At 64.0% G+C, this 15,634-nt stretch carries 16 protein-coding genes; 2 read left to right on the top strand and 14 right to left on the bottom strand.

Going from position 1 to position 15,634, the window contains the following annotated elements; all coding sequences use genetic code 11:
- Positions 1 to 51: 51 nt before the first annotated feature.
- Complete coding sequence (locus tag AC0L3X_RS13110; protein WP_063985519.1) at positions 52 to 984, top strand: LysR substrate-binding domain-containing protein; 933 nt, start codon at positions 52 to 54, stop codon at positions 982 to 984.
- 149 nt (positions 985 to 1,133) lie between these two features.
- Here the strand turns inward: AC0L3X_RS13110 and AC0L3X_RS13105 are convergent, their stop codons facing one another.
- The 11 genes from AC0L3X_RS13105 to AC0L3X_RS13055 form a co-directional block, all read right to left on the bottom strand.
- The gene (locus tag AC0L3X_RS13105; protein ID WP_063985520.1) at positions 1,134 to 2,306 is read right to left on the bottom strand and encodes a thiolase family protein; all 1,173 of its coding nucleotides are present in this window, start codon (positions 2,304 to 2,306) and stop codon (positions 1,134 to 1,136) included.
- Between the two features lie 189 nt (positions 2,307 to 2,495).
- Positions 2,496 to 4,085 (bottom strand): phosphoglycerate dehydrogenase, encoded by a 1,590-nt coding sequence (serA, locus tag AC0L3X_RS13100; protein ID WP_063985521.1) that lies wholly within the window; start codon positions 4,083 to 4,085, stop codon positions 2,496 to 2,498.
- A gap of 237 nt (positions 4,086 to 4,322) precedes the next feature.
- Positions 4,323 to 5,495 carry a phosphoserine transaminase gene (locus AC0L3X_RS13095; RefSeq protein WP_028151805.1) on the bottom strand — a complete coding sequence of 391 codons (1,173 nt, stop codon included), beginning with the start codon at positions 5,493 to 5,495 and terminating at the stop codon, positions 4,323 to 4,325.
- A 79-nt stretch (positions 5,496 to 5,574) separates the two neighbouring features.
- Positions 5,575 to 5,781: a hypothetical protein gene (locus tag AC0L3X_RS13090; protein WP_028151806.1), complete on the bottom strand. Its 207-nt coding sequence runs from the start codon at positions 5,779 to 5,781 to the stop codon at positions 5,575 to 5,577.
- 158 nt (positions 5,782 to 5,939) lie between these two features.
- A complete protein-coding gene (locus AC0L3X_RS13085) occupies positions 5,940 to 6,404 on the bottom strand; it encodes a GNAT family N-acetyltransferase (protein ID WP_063985523.1) in 465 nt (154 codons plus the stop codon).
- A gap of 30 nt (positions 6,405 to 6,434) precedes the next feature.
- Positions 6,435 to 7,025, bottom strand: coding sequence for a glutathione S-transferase family protein (locus AC0L3X_RS13080; RefSeq protein ID WP_063985524.1), 591 nt, complete (start codon positions 7,023 to 7,025; stop codon positions 6,435 to 6,437).
- A gap of 75 nt (positions 7,026 to 7,100) precedes the next feature.
- Positions 7,101 to 7,988 carry an outer membrane protein gene (locus AC0L3X_RS13075; protein WP_063985525.1) on the bottom strand — a complete coding sequence of 296 codons (888 nt, stop codon included), beginning with the start codon at positions 7,986 to 7,988 and terminating at the stop codon, positions 7,101 to 7,103.
- Between the two features lie 169 nt (positions 7,989 to 8,157).
- Complete coding sequence (locus tag AC0L3X_RS13070; RefSeq protein WP_063985526.1) at positions 8,158 to 8,988, bottom strand: outer membrane protein; 831 nt, start codon at positions 8,986 to 8,988, stop codon at positions 8,158 to 8,160.
- Positions 8,989 to 9,216: 228 nt separating this feature from the next.
- On the bottom strand, positions 9,217 to 10,467 hold the full coding sequence (locus tag AC0L3X_RS13065) for an MFS transporter (RefSeq protein WP_063985527.1): 1,251 nt from the start codon (positions 10,465 to 10,467) through the stop codon (positions 9,217 to 9,219).
- A 296-nt stretch (positions 10,468 to 10,763) separates the two neighbouring features.
- Positions 10,764 to 12,107 (bottom strand): phosphoglucosamine mutase, encoded by a 1,344-nt coding sequence (gene glmM / locus AC0L3X_RS13060; protein WP_063985528.1) that lies wholly within the window; start codon positions 12,105 to 12,107, stop codon positions 10,764 to 10,766.
- 218 nt (positions 12,108 to 12,325) lie between these two features.
- Complete coding sequence (locus AC0L3X_RS13055; RefSeq protein ID WP_166103414.1) at positions 12,326 to 12,493, bottom strand: hypothetical protein; 168 nt, start codon at positions 12,491 to 12,493, stop codon at positions 12,326 to 12,328.
- 119 nt (positions 12,494 to 12,612) lie between these two features.
- On the opposite strand from AC0L3X_RS13055, the gene AC0L3X_RS13050 reads away from it, so the two are divergent.
- Positions 12,613 to 13,749 (top strand): alpha-hydroxy acid oxidase, encoded by a 1,137-nt coding sequence (locus AC0L3X_RS13050; RefSeq protein WP_014492050.1) that lies wholly within the window; start codon positions 12,613 to 12,615, stop codon positions 13,747 to 13,749.
- Between the two features lie 126 nt (positions 13,750 to 13,875).
- On the opposite strand, the gene AC0L3X_RS13045 is transcribed toward AC0L3X_RS13050, so the two are convergent.
- The 3 genes from AC0L3X_RS13045 to AC0L3X_RS13035 all read right to left on the bottom strand — a co-directional run.
- Positions 13,876 to 14,496 carry a single stranded DNA-binding domain-containing protein gene (locus AC0L3X_RS13045; protein ID WP_063986692.1) on the bottom strand — a complete coding sequence of 207 codons (621 nt, stop codon included), beginning with the start codon at positions 14,494 to 14,496 and terminating at the stop codon, positions 13,876 to 13,878.
- Positions 14,497 to 14,510: 14 nt separating this feature from the next.
- A complete protein-coding gene (locus tag AC0L3X_RS13040; protein ID WP_028151813.1) occupies positions 14,511 to 15,137 on the bottom strand; it encodes a hypothetical protein in 627 nt (208 codons plus the stop codon).
- Positions 15,138 to 15,204: 67 nt separating this feature from the next.
- Positions 15,205 to 15,634, bottom strand: a 430-nt coding sequence (locus AC0L3X_RS13035) for a shikimate dehydrogenase family protein (RefSeq protein WP_473316444.1), incomplete at its 5' end; no start/stop codon positions are given.

Genomic DNA, 15,634 nt, shown 5'->3' with positions numbered 1-15,634 from the left:
GATGGTTCCTCAAAAGCTCATGAATCTGTATCATGGCTTGAGGAGACCGAGATGCCACGCCGCTTGCCACCCTTCGCACCCCTCGTCGCGTTCGACGCCGTCACCCGCCATGGTTCATTCACACGCGCCGCGGCGGAGCTGGGCGTCACACAGAGTGCGGTCAGCCATCAGATCCGAAAGCTGGAGGACCATTTCGGGGTCGCATTGTTGCAACGGCAGAACCCGGGGATCGGGATAACACCCGCCGGCGCGCAGCTCAGGCAGGAGCTTGCGGCAGCACTCGACGCGCTTGGTGCGCTGGATGCTCAGGTGCGGCGGCGCTCGAACCGAACGACGTTGCGCGTGGGCGCGAGCTCGGCGTTGGCAACATGGTGGCTCGTCCGCCGTCTGCCGGACTTTACGGCGCGACATCCGTCGATCAACGTTGATCTCAAACCACTGGAGACAGGGGACAGCTCAAGGCGGCCGCTCGACGTGCGAATTGTCTGGAACGCGAGCGAAGACGCACGGCGGACGTCGACGCAATTGCCGCTGTTTTGGGAGCGGATCTTTCCCGTCTGCGCGCCGCACCTGTTGCCCCGGCGGCGTCCCTTGACCGACCCCGACGGCCTGCTGGCCCTGCCGCTCATCCACAAAGGCGACAACGCGACCGGCGACTGGGGCTGGCCCTCCTGGTTCAGACGCCTGGGATTGCCGAAATCGGGCGCTGCCGCCGGCAGCCTGACGCTGGACGACATGGGAATGTGCATGTCGGCTGCGGCCGAGGGGGCCGGCGTGACACTGGGGCGCTCGCTTCTGATCGCAGATGCGGTTTCGTCTGGACGCCTCGTGTCCGCACTCGCCAATTACCCCACAGTCGAGTGCACAAAAATTCAGGTTGCCCAGTGGCCAGCCGATCTGATCGGCGATCGCAGCGTCGAATTGTTCGTGAACTGGCTCGCCGAGCAAGCCGAGACGACCGTGAAGAATATGTCGGCTGCCTAGTCCAAGATGCGTCTTGCTGTCGCGAGCGGCGCGCGATCATGCCGCGCACCGTGTCCAGGAACCTGCTGACCTCGAGCTTGAGGCGATTGCTGCAACGAAAAAGGCACGGCGCTTGCGGCGCCGTGCCTTTCTCATTCACGTGGCCTGGCTCAGCTGTAGATCTCGAACAGGCCGGCGCCACCCTGGCCGCCGCCGATGCACATGGTCACGACGCCCCACTTGGCCTTGCGGCGCGCACCTTCCTGGAGGATGTGGCCGGTGAGACGCGCGCCGGTCATGCCAAAGGGATGACCGATCGCGATCGAGCCGCCGTTGACGTTGTACTTGGCGGGATCGATGCCGAGCTTGTCGCGCGAGTAGAGGCACTGGCTGGCGAAGGCCTCGTTGAGCTCCCACAGATCGATGTCGTCGATCTTCAGGCCGGTGCGCTTCAGCAGCTTCGGGATCGCGAACACCGGGCCGATGCCCATCTCGTCCGGCTCGCAGCCGGCCGTTGCCCAGGCGACGAACCGGCCGAGCGGCTTGAGGCCGCGCTTCTCGGCATCCTTGGCTTCCATCAGCACCACGGCGGCGGCGCCGTCCGAGAGCTGGCTGGCATTGCCGGCGGTGACGAACTTGCCGGGGCCCTTCACCGGCTCGAGTTTTGCCAATCCTTCCAGCGTGGTTTCAGGACGATTGCACTCATCGCGATCGACGACGTAGTCGACGATCGATTCCGCCTTGGTCGCCTTGTCGACGACCTTCATTTTGGTCTTCATCGGGACGATCTCGTCCTTGAACTTGTTCGCCTGCTGGGCCGCGGCCATGCGGCGCTGCGATTCCAGCGAGAACTCGTCCTGGTATTCGCGGCTGAGCTTGTAGCGCTCGGCGACGATGTCGGCGGTGTCGATCATCGCCATGAAGATATCGGGTGCGACCTTGAGCAGCTCCGGATCGATCGATTCCTTCGGCGAGCCGCCGCCCGGGATCGAGATGCTCTCGACGCCGCCGGCAACGATGCAGTCGGCGCCGTCGGAGCGGATCGAGTTGGCGGCCATCGCGATGGTCTGCAGGCCCGACGAGCAGAAGCGGTTCACGGAGACGCCGGCCGTGGTCGTCGGCAGGCCGGCGAGCAGCGCGGCCTGCCGGCCGATGTTCGGCGCGCCATGGGCGCAATTGCCGAGATAGCAATCCTCGACATAGTCCTTCTCGACGCCGGCGCGGTCGACCGCGTGATGAATGGCATGCGCGGCCAGCGACATCGGCGGCGTGATGTTGAACCCGCCGCGGCCGGACTTGGCGAGGCCCGTGCGTGCATAGGAAACGATGACGGCTTCACGCATTGTCTTCTCCCTTTTCGAACGATTTTGAACGGAGCATCCTGGACGCCATTGGTACACAAAGTTCGACTGGCTTGGGAGAAATAAAGCGGGCCGCAGCATTAACAAAAACGCCGCCCTCTCGGGAGGGCGGCGTGGTTGTTCCGCAGGTCGGAATATATGACGGCCGTCATTCCGTGGCGCGCGAGCGCCTCAGAACGTCAGTGCCTTGACCTGCTTGACCTGCGGCAGGGCCTGCACCTTGGCGAGCAGATCGGGCGGCACGACGCCATCGACCTCGATCAGCGCGATGGCATCGGAGCCCGGCGCGACGCGGCCGAGATGGAAGGTCGCGATGTTGATCTTGGCGTCGCCCAGCAGGCTCGCGAACTTGCCGATGAAGCCCGGCTTGTCCTCGTTGGTCACGTAGATCATCGACTTGCCGAACTCGGCGTCGACGCGGATGCCCTTGACGTCGACGAGGCGCGGCTTTCCGTCATGATACACGGTGCCGGAGACCGAGCGCTCCTGGCGCTCCGTCGCCACCGTGACGGTAATCAGGCTCTCATAGTCGCTCTGGGCGGCGCGCACGATCTCGTCCACCACCATGCCGCGCTCCTTGGCGACGACGGGGGCGGACACCACGTTGACCTCGCCCAGCATCGGCCGCAGCAGGCCCGACAGCACGGCCGAGGTGATCGCCTTGATCTTCATCTCGGCGACGTGGCCCTCATAGGTGATCTGCACCTTGAGGATGCCGGATTCGGTCAGCTGGCCGGCGAACGAGCCGAGCTTCTCGGCGAGCGAAATGAACGGCTTCAGCTTCGGCGCTTCTTCAGCCGTGATCGACGGGAAGTTGACGGCATTCGAGATCGCGCCGGTGAGCAGGTAATCCGACATCTGCTCGGCGACCTGGAGCGCGACGTTCTCCTGCGCTTCCGTGGTGGAGGCGCCGAGATGCGGCGTGCAGATCACGTTGGGATGGCCGAACAGCACGTTCGCGTTCGCCGGCTCCTCGACGAAGACGTCGAAAGCGGCACCCGCAATGTGCTTGGAGTTCAGCGCATCGACCACCGCCTGCTCGTCGACGAGGCCGCCGCGGGCGCAGTTGATCAGGCGCACGCCCTTCTTCATCTTGGCGATCGCGGATGCGTCGATGATGTTCTTCGTCTTCTCTGTGAGCGGGGTGTGCAGCGTGATGAAATCGGCGCGCTTCAAGAGGTCGTCGAGCTCGACCTTCTCGACACCGATGTCCTTGGCGCGCTCCGGCGACAGGAACGGATCGAAGGCGACGACCTTCATGCGCAGGCCGAGCGCGCGGTCGGCCACGATCGAGCCGATGTTGCCGCAACCGACGACACCGAGCACCTTGCCGGTGATCTCGACGCCCATGAAGCGGTTCTTCTCCCACTTGCCGGCCTGGGTCGAAGCGTCGGCCTGCGGGATCTCGCGGGCGAGCGCAAGCATCAGCGTGATGGCGTGCTCGGCGGTCGTGATCGAATTGCCGAACGGCGTGTTCATCACGATGATGCCCTTGGCCGTGGCGGCGGGAATCTCGACATTGTCGACGCCGATGCCGGCGCGGCCGATCACCTTGAGGTTGGTCGCCTTCTCGAGGATTTTTGCGGTCGCCTTGGTCGCGGAGCGGATGGCGAGACCGTCGTAATTGCCGATGATCTCGGCAAGCTTGTCCTTGTCCTTGCCGAGGTTGGGCTGGAAGTCGACCTCGACACCGCGATCCTTGAAGATCTGCACGGCAGCGGGAGAGAGCGCGTCGGAAATGAGAACTTTGGGTTTGGTCATGGGGATGATCCTTCGCCTTCCCTAACGGGAGGATCGGCCTGCGACGGCCGGAATTGAGTGAAGAAGCTTTGTCTTCCCCCTCTCCCCGTTCTTACGGGGCGAGGGTTGGGGTGAGCGGCAGCCACAGGCGAAGGTGCAAGCGGAGAGAGCCCCTCACCCGGATTGCTGCTGGACGATGCTTCGCATCGCCAGGCGCGATCCGACCTCTCCCCGTAAGAACGGGGAGAGGTGAAAAAACTAAGCTGCCTTGGCGAGCTGTGCCTTGGTCTCGGCGAAGGCCCAGTCGATCCACTGGGTCAAGAGCTCGACGTCCTTCGCCTCGACGGTGGCGCCGCACCAGATGCGCAGGCCGGCCGGCGCATCGCGGTAGTAGGCGAAGTCGTAGCCCGCGCCTTCCTTCTCGACCAGCGCGACCAGCTTCTTGGAGAAGTCGGCCTGCGCGTCCTCGGAGAGCGAGGTGATCGCGGGATCGGTGAACTTCAGGCACACCGAGGTGTTGGAGCGGATCGCGGCGTCCTTGGCCAGGAAGTCGATCCAGGGCGTCTTCGCCTTCCAGTCGGCCAGCACCTTGGTGTTGGCGTCGGCGCGCGCGATCAGCGCCTTCAGGCCGCCGATCGACTTGGCCCAGTTCAGCGCATCGAGATAATCCTCGACGCACAGCATCGACGGCGTGTTGATGGTCTCGCCGACGAAGATGCCTTCGTTGATCTTGCCGCCCTTGGTCATGCGGAAGATCTTCGGCAGCGGCCAGGCCGGCTTGTAGGTCTCGAGCCGCTCCACCGCGCGGGGCGACAGGATCAGCATGCCGTGCGCGGCTTCGCCGCCGAGCGCCTTCTGCCAGGAGAAGGTGACGACGTCGAGCTTGGCCCAGTCGAGCGGCTGCGCAAACGCGGCCGAGGTGGCGTCGCAAATGGTCAGGCCTTCGCGGGTCGCGCTGATCCAGTCGGCGTTCGGTACGCGCACGCCTGACGTGGTGCCGTTCCAGGTGAACACGACGTCGCTGTTGGGATCGACCTTCGAGAGATCGGGGATTTCACCGTAGGCAGCGTTGAGCTTGGTGACGTCCTTGAGCTTCAATTCCTTGACGATGTCGCTGACCCAGCCCTCGCCGAAGGATTCCCAGGCGAGCGTGGTGACGGGCCGCGCACCGAGCAGCGACCACAGCGCCATCTCGACCGCGCCGGTGTCGGACGCCGGCACGATGCCGATGCGATAATCGGCGGGCACTTCAAGCACTTCGCGCGTCAGATCGATCGCGAGCTTGAGCTTGGTCTTGCCGACCTTCGCGCGATGCGAACGGCCGAGCGCTGCGTCCTTGAGATTTTGGGCGTTCCAGCCGGGGCGCTTGGCGCAGGGGCCGGAGGAGAAATGCGGCACGTTCGGCCGCGAAGCGGGCTTCGCTACAGTCATGATCTACCCTTCCAGATAGTAAGCCTCCCGTTGGGGGGAGGTGTCCCGCCGCGGCTGATACGGGAAACGGGAAGAGTCGTCAAGGAAGTTCCGGCGTCTCACGCTGGAGTGAAGGCGCTTCCGGCGCAATCTTGGGGGATTCGACCACGGCAAGCGCGTTCAGCAAGTCCGTGGCATCGCTGATCAATTGCGCGGCACGACGGCGGCTGCCGACTTTCAAAATGCATTTGTCATTGGCCTGCACGACGTAATCGTTGCCGACTTTGATCATGGAATAGCTTGTCATCGAAATCCCCGAACCGACCGAGCCCGGTGTCTGACGCTGCCGTAGCACCGTTCGTTCCCGGCTCAACGTGAACGACGGCTGGGTAGTTTACCGGCTCTTAATATGAACGAATGCGCGATCCGAATTTGCTGATCGCGCAAGGCTCGCGACGAGCTGCGTCAAAAGCGGACAGTCATACCGACGTGACTCGCAGCGAACCCGAGCCGCTTGTAGAAGCGCTGCGCGTCTGTTCGCGTCTGATGCGTCAGCAGTTCGACCAGATTGCAGCCGCGCGCTTTCGCTTCCGCGACCGCCCATTGCACCAGCTGCTCGCCGATGCCGCGGCTGCGACAATCGGAAGCAACGCGGACATCTTCGAGCAGACCGCGGATGCCGCCTTGCGTGCTGATGCCCGGCAAGATCGCAAGCTGCAGGCAGCCGACCACCCTGCCCTCGCTCTCTGCGACCACGAGCGTGAGATTTTGATCGCGCGCGACCCGCTCGAACGCCTGGTAATAGGACTCAGGCAGCGGATCCTCCACGCGCTCGCGGGCGCGCCCGAGATGATCGTCGGCAAGCATGGCGACGATCGCCGCAACGTCCTCGCGGCGCGCGGGACGGATGGAGACGGACTTCTCGTTCATGTCGGGAAACTCCAAGAATCAGCGCGACTCTCAGCGCGCCGGTGGAAGGCCGAGCCAGGCTTCGGCCTCGCCGATCCAGCGGCGGATGGCGGCATGGCGGCCGAGATCGAAGCCACCTTCATGCGCGAGGCGGGTATAGGCGAGCAGCGAGACGTCGGCGAGCGAAACTTCCTCGCCGGCGAAGAAGCGGCTTGCCGCAAGATGCTGCTCCATGCGGTCGAGCGCCGCATAGCCGCGCTTGACCTTGTCAGGATCGAGCTCGGACGCATCCTTGCCGAGATAGACCAGCTGGAAGCGGCACACCGCGATATAGGGCTCGTGGCTGTACTGCTCCCAGAACAGCCATTCGTCCATCTTGGCCGCAGTGAAGGTATCGCGCGGAACGAGCGCGCTGTCGCGGGCGAGATAGCGGATGATGGCATTGGACTGCGCCAGCGTGCGGCCGTCGTCGAAGGCGACAGTGGGCACCTGGCCGGCGCCGTTCATTTTCAGGAATTGCGGCGTGCGCGTCTCACCCTTGCGGGTGTCGATTTCGATCCAGTCGTAGGGCAATGCGAGCTTGTCGCAGACCCACTTCACCTTGAGACAATTGCCGGAATTGGTGTCGCCGTAGATCTTCATCGCCGTCGCCCCGTTTTGGAGCGACAGAGCATCAGGACGGAGGGAACCTGTCAACCGCGGCGCGGCGAAGCAGCGTCAGAACTTGTAACCGAGCCCGACGCGCGCATTGTTCAGCGTCACCGACGTGTTCATGACGGGAGAGAACTTCACGTATTCATATTCCACCCGTGCGAACAATCCTTCCCACAGGCAGTATTCCAGTCCGAGACCGGCGGTCCAGCCGACCACGAAATTGTTGGTCCTGTGCTGGGTCTGCGTCTGCGACTGCGCCAAAACCTGGTGCGGCGTTCCGATGATGGTGATGACGTTACCGAATGCGTCCTGCACGGTCGCATCCTGACGCAGCTTCACATCGCTCGTCACGGTGCGGGAGACGTCCATGCGGCCGACGGCCGCGCCGGCGAACGCGTAAGGCATGAAATCGCCACCGTCCCAACCCACGCGCCCGCGGAGCGTGACCATGTCCTTGACGGTCGCTGCGGCGGTGCCGGTCAATGTCGTGAGATAGTGGTTGGTCACGCCGGTGGGCTGGACGTCACCAGGCGGGTTGACGATATCGAGCGAATTGGAGCCGGACGACTGCGAGGAAATCTTGTTGAAATAGGTGTAGGTGCCCTCGAGGCCGAGAACGGCATCGTACCATTGCCAGTTGCGGCCGACGAAGCCGCCGAAATTTGCGCCTTGCGTCGTGGTCTTGTTGAGGAGCGACCACGACGACGTCGGCCCTTGCAGCACGCTGTCGCGGAAGATGAAATTGGTCAGGCCGACGACGCTCTGGCTGAAATCGGTCGATGCCGAGGAGTAGCCGAAGCTGCCGCCGGCATAGACGCCGTCCCAGTTGCGCGTCGTCTTCGACAGGCCGTCGGTGAAGCCGCCGCGCAGGATGGGCAGATCCGGCATGTCGGCCGCTTGCGCGGCAGACACCGTCCCCAACATCGCCGCTGCCAACATCAGCCTACGCATTGCAACGCTCCATCGAACTCGAACTTTCACTCGTGATCATGGCTCGTTAACCTTAACCAATGGTTGCGCCTGACGTTTTCGTCGCCGCTCGCCATGAAAAAAAATGCAAAGCAAAACGGCGCGGGATGATCCCGCGCCGTTAAGAGACGTTAAGCGATGGAACTGACGATCAGCCTTTGGTGACGAGCGGCGGCATGTAGGTCGGCGGGCTGCTCAGATCCCAACGCACGCCGAGTTTCACGTCATGCGAAGTGATATCCTTGATCTTGATCGTCGACGGACCCGAGATGCTATTGTCGTAGGCGCGGAAGTTGCCGGGATTGGCGTCGCCGAGATCCATGTAGCTGTAGGCGAGTTCGACGGTGAAGCCGGGGCTGACCTTGTAGGCAAGACCGGCGTGGGCGGCCCAGGCGAAATTCCACTTACCGTTGTCGGCAAAGTAGGTTGCGCTGCTGGACGGCACGCCGCCAGCGATCTGAATGCCGTCGTCACGGAATCCACTGAGCTTGTTGTAGGAGCCGCCGACACCAGCACCGACGAACGGGGTGATACACCACCAGGTGCCGAGATCGACATAGGCATTCGCCATGACGACCCACTCCGACTTGCTACCGGAGTAGCTGTCGGACCCGACGAAGCCGGGTGCGATGACGTTGTCCGCACCGTGCAGATTGGCCCTGCCGCGATACTGGCCGATCACGTCGGCGCGGAACCAGTTGTTGAAGCGATAGCCGACGCCGAGGTCGAACAGCGGCGAGGAGTCGAAGCCGAGTCCCACCGTGGTCGTCGGGAACGTCTGCGCGGTCGCGCTGTCGATCCGCTTGGCGCTCTGGTTGGTCATGCCGATGTCGCCGCGGAGATACCAGCCGCCGAAGTCGGCGGGCGGAGCCGGCGGCGCGTACATGGGAGGCGGAGCGGCGATCGGCATATCGGCGGCGAACGCCATCGAAGAGATGAGGGTCGCCGCACCTGCGGCAAGGAGAGACTTAACGCTACGCATTTGGCTTCGTCCTTATGGCCGGTGAGGCAAAATGCTGACGCCCCACGTTCTGGAAACTCACGGGAAGACGATGGCACCAAATGTTTAAGCGCCACTTAACCCTAATTTTTAAGGTTGATTTTTTCTCACCACTCGCGCGCATGCGGCAGAAGCGTTGCAAAAATGCGGCGCCCCGACGCACCAATTGCTAACGATTGATGAAGCCGCAACGCAGCGAAGCAGGATTTGTTAACGCAGGTGCCGCGGCAGCTTGGGCAGGAACACCGCAAGCAGGCCGATCGCCGGCAGCCAGGCACAAACCTGGTAGACGAACTCGATCGAGGTATGATCGGCGAGCTTGCCGAGCACGGCGGCACCCAGACCGCCGATGCCGAAGGCAACGCCGAAGAACACGCCCGAGATCATGCCGAAGCGGTGCGGCACCAGTTCCTGCGCGAACACGATGATCGACGACGTCGTCGAGGAGATGATCAAGCCGATGATCACCGACAGCACCGCGCTCGCATAGAGCCCGGCATAGGGCAGCGCCAGCGTGAACGGCAGCGCACCGAGGATCGAGATCCAGATCACGATCTTGCGGCCGAAGCGATCGCCCAGCGGACCGCCGAAGAACGCGCCGACCGCATTCGCGGCAAGGAAGATGAAAAGATAGATCTGCGCCGCCTGCGTCGACACGCCGAAGCGGTCGATCAGATAGAAGATGTAGTAGCTCGACAGGCTCGAGACGTAGAGCTGCTTCGAGAACAAGAGCGCCACCAGCACGGCAAGCGCGACCGCGACGCGGCGCGAGCTCGGCGCGTCGGGATGGGCCTGAACCGTCGCCGTCTTCTTCGCCTTGATCTGCGGCTCATACCAGCGGCCGATGCGCCAGAGGATGAGGATCGCGAGGAACGCGATCGAGGAGAACCATGCGATGCTGCCCTGCCCGAACGGCACCACGATCAACGCCGCCAGCACCGGCCCCATCGACGTGCCGAAGCTGCCGCCGAGCTGGAACACCGATTGCGCAAAACCGTAGCGACCGCCGGAGGCGAGCCGCGCGATGCGCGCGGATTCAGGATGAAACACCGCCGAGCCGAGGCCGACCAGCGCGGCAGCAATCAGGATGACGAGATATTGGTGCGCGGCGCTGAGCAGCAGCAGGCCGAAGAAGGTCGAGGCCATGCCGATCGACAGCGAATAGGGCTGCGCCTTCTTGTCGGTGTAGTGCCCGACCACCGGCTGGAGCAGCGAGGCCGTGAACTGGAAGGCCAGCGTGATCATGCCGATCTGCGCGAAGTCGAGCGCGTAGGTGTCCTTCAGGATCGGATACACCGAGGCGATCAGCGACTGCATGGTGTCGTTGAGGAAGTGCGAGAAGCTGATGCCGGCGAGCACGACATAGGCCGGTCCTGCGGCAGCCCGTGCGGCGGGCGCCACGTCGCTGACGACGACCGGTTCGGTCAGCGTTTCCTCGGAGACGACGACAGGCTTGTTCAATGGAGCATCCTGGCGGGCACGGCAGATTGCCGCACCGCCTAACTACGATGCCGGCTGCGGCCGATCCACCGCCAATCGTCGATGGCTGGAATGCACGTGCCGGATTCACCGCGAGGCGACACGCCCTGCTTGGTTCGAGACGCCCGCCGTTGGCGGGCTCCTCACCATGAGGGTCCGGGATTTCGTAGCCCGGATGGAGCGAAGCGTAATCCGGGACGTCTATGTCCGCGAGCGCGATCCCCGGATTTCGCTGCGCTCCATCCGGGCTACGATCGTGCTTCGCGTAGCGATGCGCCTCAGGCCGCCGCCTGTCCGAGCGCGGAGACGATGGTGTCGACGACGTCCTCGACCAGCAGGCGGTCCTCGCCCTCGCCCATGACGCGGATCACGGGCTCGGTGCCGGACGAGCGGATCAGAAGGCGGCCGTGGCCGTTGAGCCGCTTCTCGCCGTCGGAGATCGCGGATTTGACGTCGGAATCCTCGAGCGGCTTGCCGCTCTTGTAGCGGACGTTCTTCAGGATCTGCGGCAGCGGGTCGAAACGGTGGCAGACCTCCGACACCGGCCGGCGCAGCTTCTGCACCACGGCCAGCACCTGCAGCGCCGCAACGAAGCCGTCGCCGGTGGTGGCATAGTCGGACAGGATGATGTGGCCGGACTGCTCGCCGCCGAGATTGTAGCCGCCTTTCAGCATCTGCTCGAGCACGTAGCGGTCGCCGACCGGCGTGCGCACGAGATCGAGCCCCTGCCCCTTGAGGAAGCGTTCGAGGCCGAGATTGGACATCACGGTGGCGACGATGCCCGGCCGCGACAGCCGGCCGTCTTCCTTCCAGCTCTGCGCGATCACCGCGAGCAGCTGGTCGCCGTCGACGGTGTGGCCGCGCTCGTCGACCAGGATGACGCGATCGGCGTCGCCATCGAGCGCGATGCCGATGTCGGCGCGCATCTCGCGCACCTTCTTCGACAGCGTTTCCGGCGAGGTCGAGCCGCATTCCTTGTTGATGTTGAAACCGTCGGGCTCGACGCCGATCGGCACGACGTCGGCGCCCAATTCCCACAGCGCTTCCGGCACCACCCTGTAAGCGGCGCCGTTGGCGCAATCGACCACGACGCGCAGGCCGTCGAGCGAGAGATCGCGCGGCAGCGTGCGCTTGGCGAATTCGATGTAGCGGTCATGCACGCCGTCGATACGGCGGGCGCGGCCGAGGCTCGCGCTCTGAGCGAGCCGCTTGTCGAGGGATTCGTCGAGCAGCTGCTCGATCTGCTTCTCGACGTCGTCGGAGAGCTTGAAGCCCTGCGGGCCGAACAGCTTGATGCCGTTGTCCTCGAACAGATTGTGCGAGGCCGAGATCATCACGCCGAGATCGGCGCGCATCGACTTGGTCAGCATCGCCACCGCCGGCGTCGGCATCGGGCCGACCAGCAGCACGTCCATGCCGACCGAGGTAAAACCCGCGACCATCGCATATTCGATCATGTAGCCGGACAGACGCGTGTCCTTGCCGATCACGACCCGGTGGCGATGGTCACCACGCTGAAACGCAAGGCCTGCGGCCTGGCCGACCTTGAGCGCGAGCTCCGGCGTGATCAGTCCGTTGGCGCGGCCCCGGATCCCGTCCGTCCCGAAATATTTGCGGCTCATATCGTCCCCCACGCAACAACCAGGGACCCCTCTACAACTACGGGATGCCCGAAAGGGACCCGCATCCCTGATTTGCTGAGACGTTATAATGCCTTCGCGGCCAACTTGGCTTCAAAAAATGTGATTAATCATTACGGGACCGGGCCCAAGGCGCCCCGGTAACTTATTGTTAGCACTATATTTCCGGCCGACAGGGCGGAACGGAGCGGAACCCGCCCCTAGTCGGAGCGCTTCACATGGCCGTCCTGGCGGCTCGGCGCCGGCTGGGTGACGTTGACGGGATCGGACCCCGGGAAGGTCTCTTCCAGACCCTCCTCCAGCGCGTCGTCGAGATCCTGCTTCTCCTTGATCTCTTCCGGTGTCGGCTGGCCGCGCGGTTTGCTCATGGCGCCCTCCTCCCAAACGATTTGGCTGTGCATCCAACCATGCTAGATGACCCCTCGATCTTCCGATGCAAGACTTCTGAAGCAAGACTTCTGATGCAAGACGGGCCGGGGAAACGTTCATGAAGCACATCACCTGTATCGACGATCTTCGCACGCTGCATCAGCGCCGCGTGCCGAAGGCGTTCTTCGACTATTGCGACCGCGGCTCCTATGCCGAGGAAACGCTGCGCGCCAACCGCGAGGACATGCAGGCGATCAAGTTCCGCCAGCGCGTCCTGGTCGACGTCTCCAGGCGCGACACCTCGACCATGATCCTCGGCGAGTCGTCGACCATGCCGTTGATATTGGCGCCCGTCGGCCTCCTGGGCATGCAGCATGGCGACGGCGAGATTCACGCCTGTCGCGCCGCGCAGGCCGCCGGCATCCCGTTCACGCAGTCGACGATGTCGATCTGCTCGATCGAGGACATCGCCGCCAATGTCGAGAAGCCGTTCTGGTTCCAGCTCTACGTGATGAAGGACCGCGGCTTCATCAAGGAATTGATCCAGCGCGCGATGGCGGCGAAATGCAGCGCGCTCGTGCTGACCGTCGATCTCCAGGTGATCGGCCAGCGCCACCAGGACATCAAGAACGGCATGACGGTGCCGCCGGAATGGTCGCTGTCGAAGCTGATCGATTTCGCCACCAAGCCGGCCTGGGTGTCGGGCGTGCTGCAGGGCAAGCGCCGCACCTTCGGCAATCTCGCCGGTCATCTGAAGGTCAGCGACGACATCACGTCGCTGTCGACCTGGATCAACTCGCAGTTCGACACCTCGCTGAACTGGAACGACATCGAGTGGATCCGCAGCATCTGGCCGGGCAAGCTGATCCTGAAGGGCATCCTCGACGTCGAGGACGCCGAGCTCGCTGCGAAGACCGGCGCCCAGGCGCTGGTCGTCTCCAACCATGGCGGCCGTCAGCTCGACGGCGCGCCGTCCTCGATCGAGGCACTGCCGGAGATCGTCGACGCGGTCGGCTCGCAGATGGAGATCATGTTCGACGGCGGTGTCCGCTCCGGCCAGGACGTGATGCGCGCGCTCGCGCTCGGCGCAAAGTCCTGCATGATCGGCCGCGCCTACGCCCATGGCCTCGGTGCCGGCGGCCAGGCCGGCGTCGCCAAGGCGATCGACATCATCCAGAAGGAGCTGCTCACGACCATGGGCCTGTGCGGCGTCAACAGGATCGACGAGATCGACGATCACATCATTGCGGTGTGAGGCGTAGCGGCAGCACCGTAGGGTGGGCAAAGCGAAGCGTGCCCACCAACTTTCGCGAAACACAGGAGCGTGGTGGGCACGGCGCAAGTGCGCCTTTGCCCACCCTACGAGTTCAGCGCTAGTCCCTCACATCGGCGGCGTAATCCCGTCGCGACCGACGTTCACCCGGTTGGCTTCCAGCGAGCCGTCCTCCTTCTTCGCCGCGCCGAAGATGATCAGCTTGGCGCCGGGCTTGATCTCGGATTTGTCGCTGGCGACGAAGGTGACGATCGGCGTATCCGGCGGCACCACCACTTTCTTCTCGCCGTCCTTGTACTTGACGGTGATGTTCTGGCCGTCGGTGCCTTCCACCGTCTGCGCCACGGTCGCGTTCGTCATGGTCGAGTTCGCGCGCGCATCCCAGGGACGAAAACCTTCGGCCGCGCCGCGCTGGTTTTCCGGGAAGATGTGCACCGCGATCGCCTTCTGCGTGCCGTCGGGCTGGGGCATGCCGGTGACGCCGATATAGGAGCCTTCCTTGATCTCCGCGAGCGACGTCTTGACCACGGCAAAGACCGCGACGTTGTCGGTCATGCGCACCTTCACGTCGCTGCCTTCGCGCGTCTTGATGCCGAGCGTGTTGCCGTCGACGCTCTCGATGGTGCCGCGGATGCGGACCGTCGGCGACTGCTGCGCCGAGGCGGAGAACATGGAAGTGACGACGAACGCGGCTACGAACAGGCGCGGCATCCAGCTTGATTTCGACATGTTGCGATTCTCCATCACATCGGTGGTGTCAGGCCGTCGAGGCCGACACTGACGCGGTTGGTTTCGAACGAGCCGTCCGGCAGCTGCTTCATGAAGGCGACGACTTTTGCGCCGGCCTTCAGCTCGGATTTGTCGCCGGGCACGAAGGTCACGACCGGCGTGTTGTCGGCGACGAACACCTTCTTCTCGCCGTCCTTGTACTTCACCAGCAGCGTATGGCCGTCATTGCCGACCACGCTCTCCGACACCGTGGCGTTGGTCATGGTGGAGTTCGGCTTGAGGTCATAGGGCCGCGAGCCCTCGCCGGTGCCGCGCATGCTCTCCGGAAACACGTGGACCTCGACCGCGTTCTGGCCGCCGTCCGGACCCGGCACCGTGGTGGCGCCGACGAAGGAGCCGACCTTGATGTCGGCGAGTGAAATTTTGGTAACGCCCGACACGTTCACGTCAGGGGCGATGCGAAGCTTGACGTCCTCGCCGCTGCGCGACTTGACCTGCATGGTGTCGCCATTGACGCTCTCGATCGTGCCGCGAACGCGCGTCGGCACCGGCGCCCTCTGCGCGACGGCATAGAGGGTGGAAGCGGCCACCATCGCGACGGCGATGAGCGGACGTGTGAAAGTTGCACGTTGAACAGGCATGACGGTCTCCGGATTGTCCCCACGGGGATAGAACTCCGGAGGTGGGGTGCTATTCGCCGTTATCCTTTCAAGTCTTTGTGAGATCGGCCTCGACCAGCGCGCGCAGCTCGGCCGTGACAGCAGGCCTTTGCCCGAACCACAGCTCGAAGCCGCGCACCGCCTGATGCAGGAGCATGCCGAGGCCGTCGGCGGTGTTCAGGCCGCGCGCTTTCGCAGCCGCCAGCAGCGGCGTCACCAGGGGAACATAGACGAGGTCGGCGACGACCGCCCCATCCGGCAGGCGCGCCACGTCGACATCGAGTGAAGGCTGGCCGTGCATGCCGAGCGAGGTCGTGTTGACGAGAAGTCTTGCGCGCGGCAGCACGTCGTTGATGCCGTCCCAGGGAATCGGATGCACGTTCGGCCCGAACTGTCTTGCCAGCGTCTCGGCGCGCGCGATGGTGCGATTGGCGAGATGGATGCGCTTGATGCCGCGTTCGAGCAGGCCGAACACGACC

Source organism: Bradyrhizobium sp. MI1.7 (assembly GCF_055811795.1).
The sequence above is the reverse complement of the archived record's forward strand: the minus strand, read 5'-3'. Positions and strand labels throughout refer to the sequence as shown.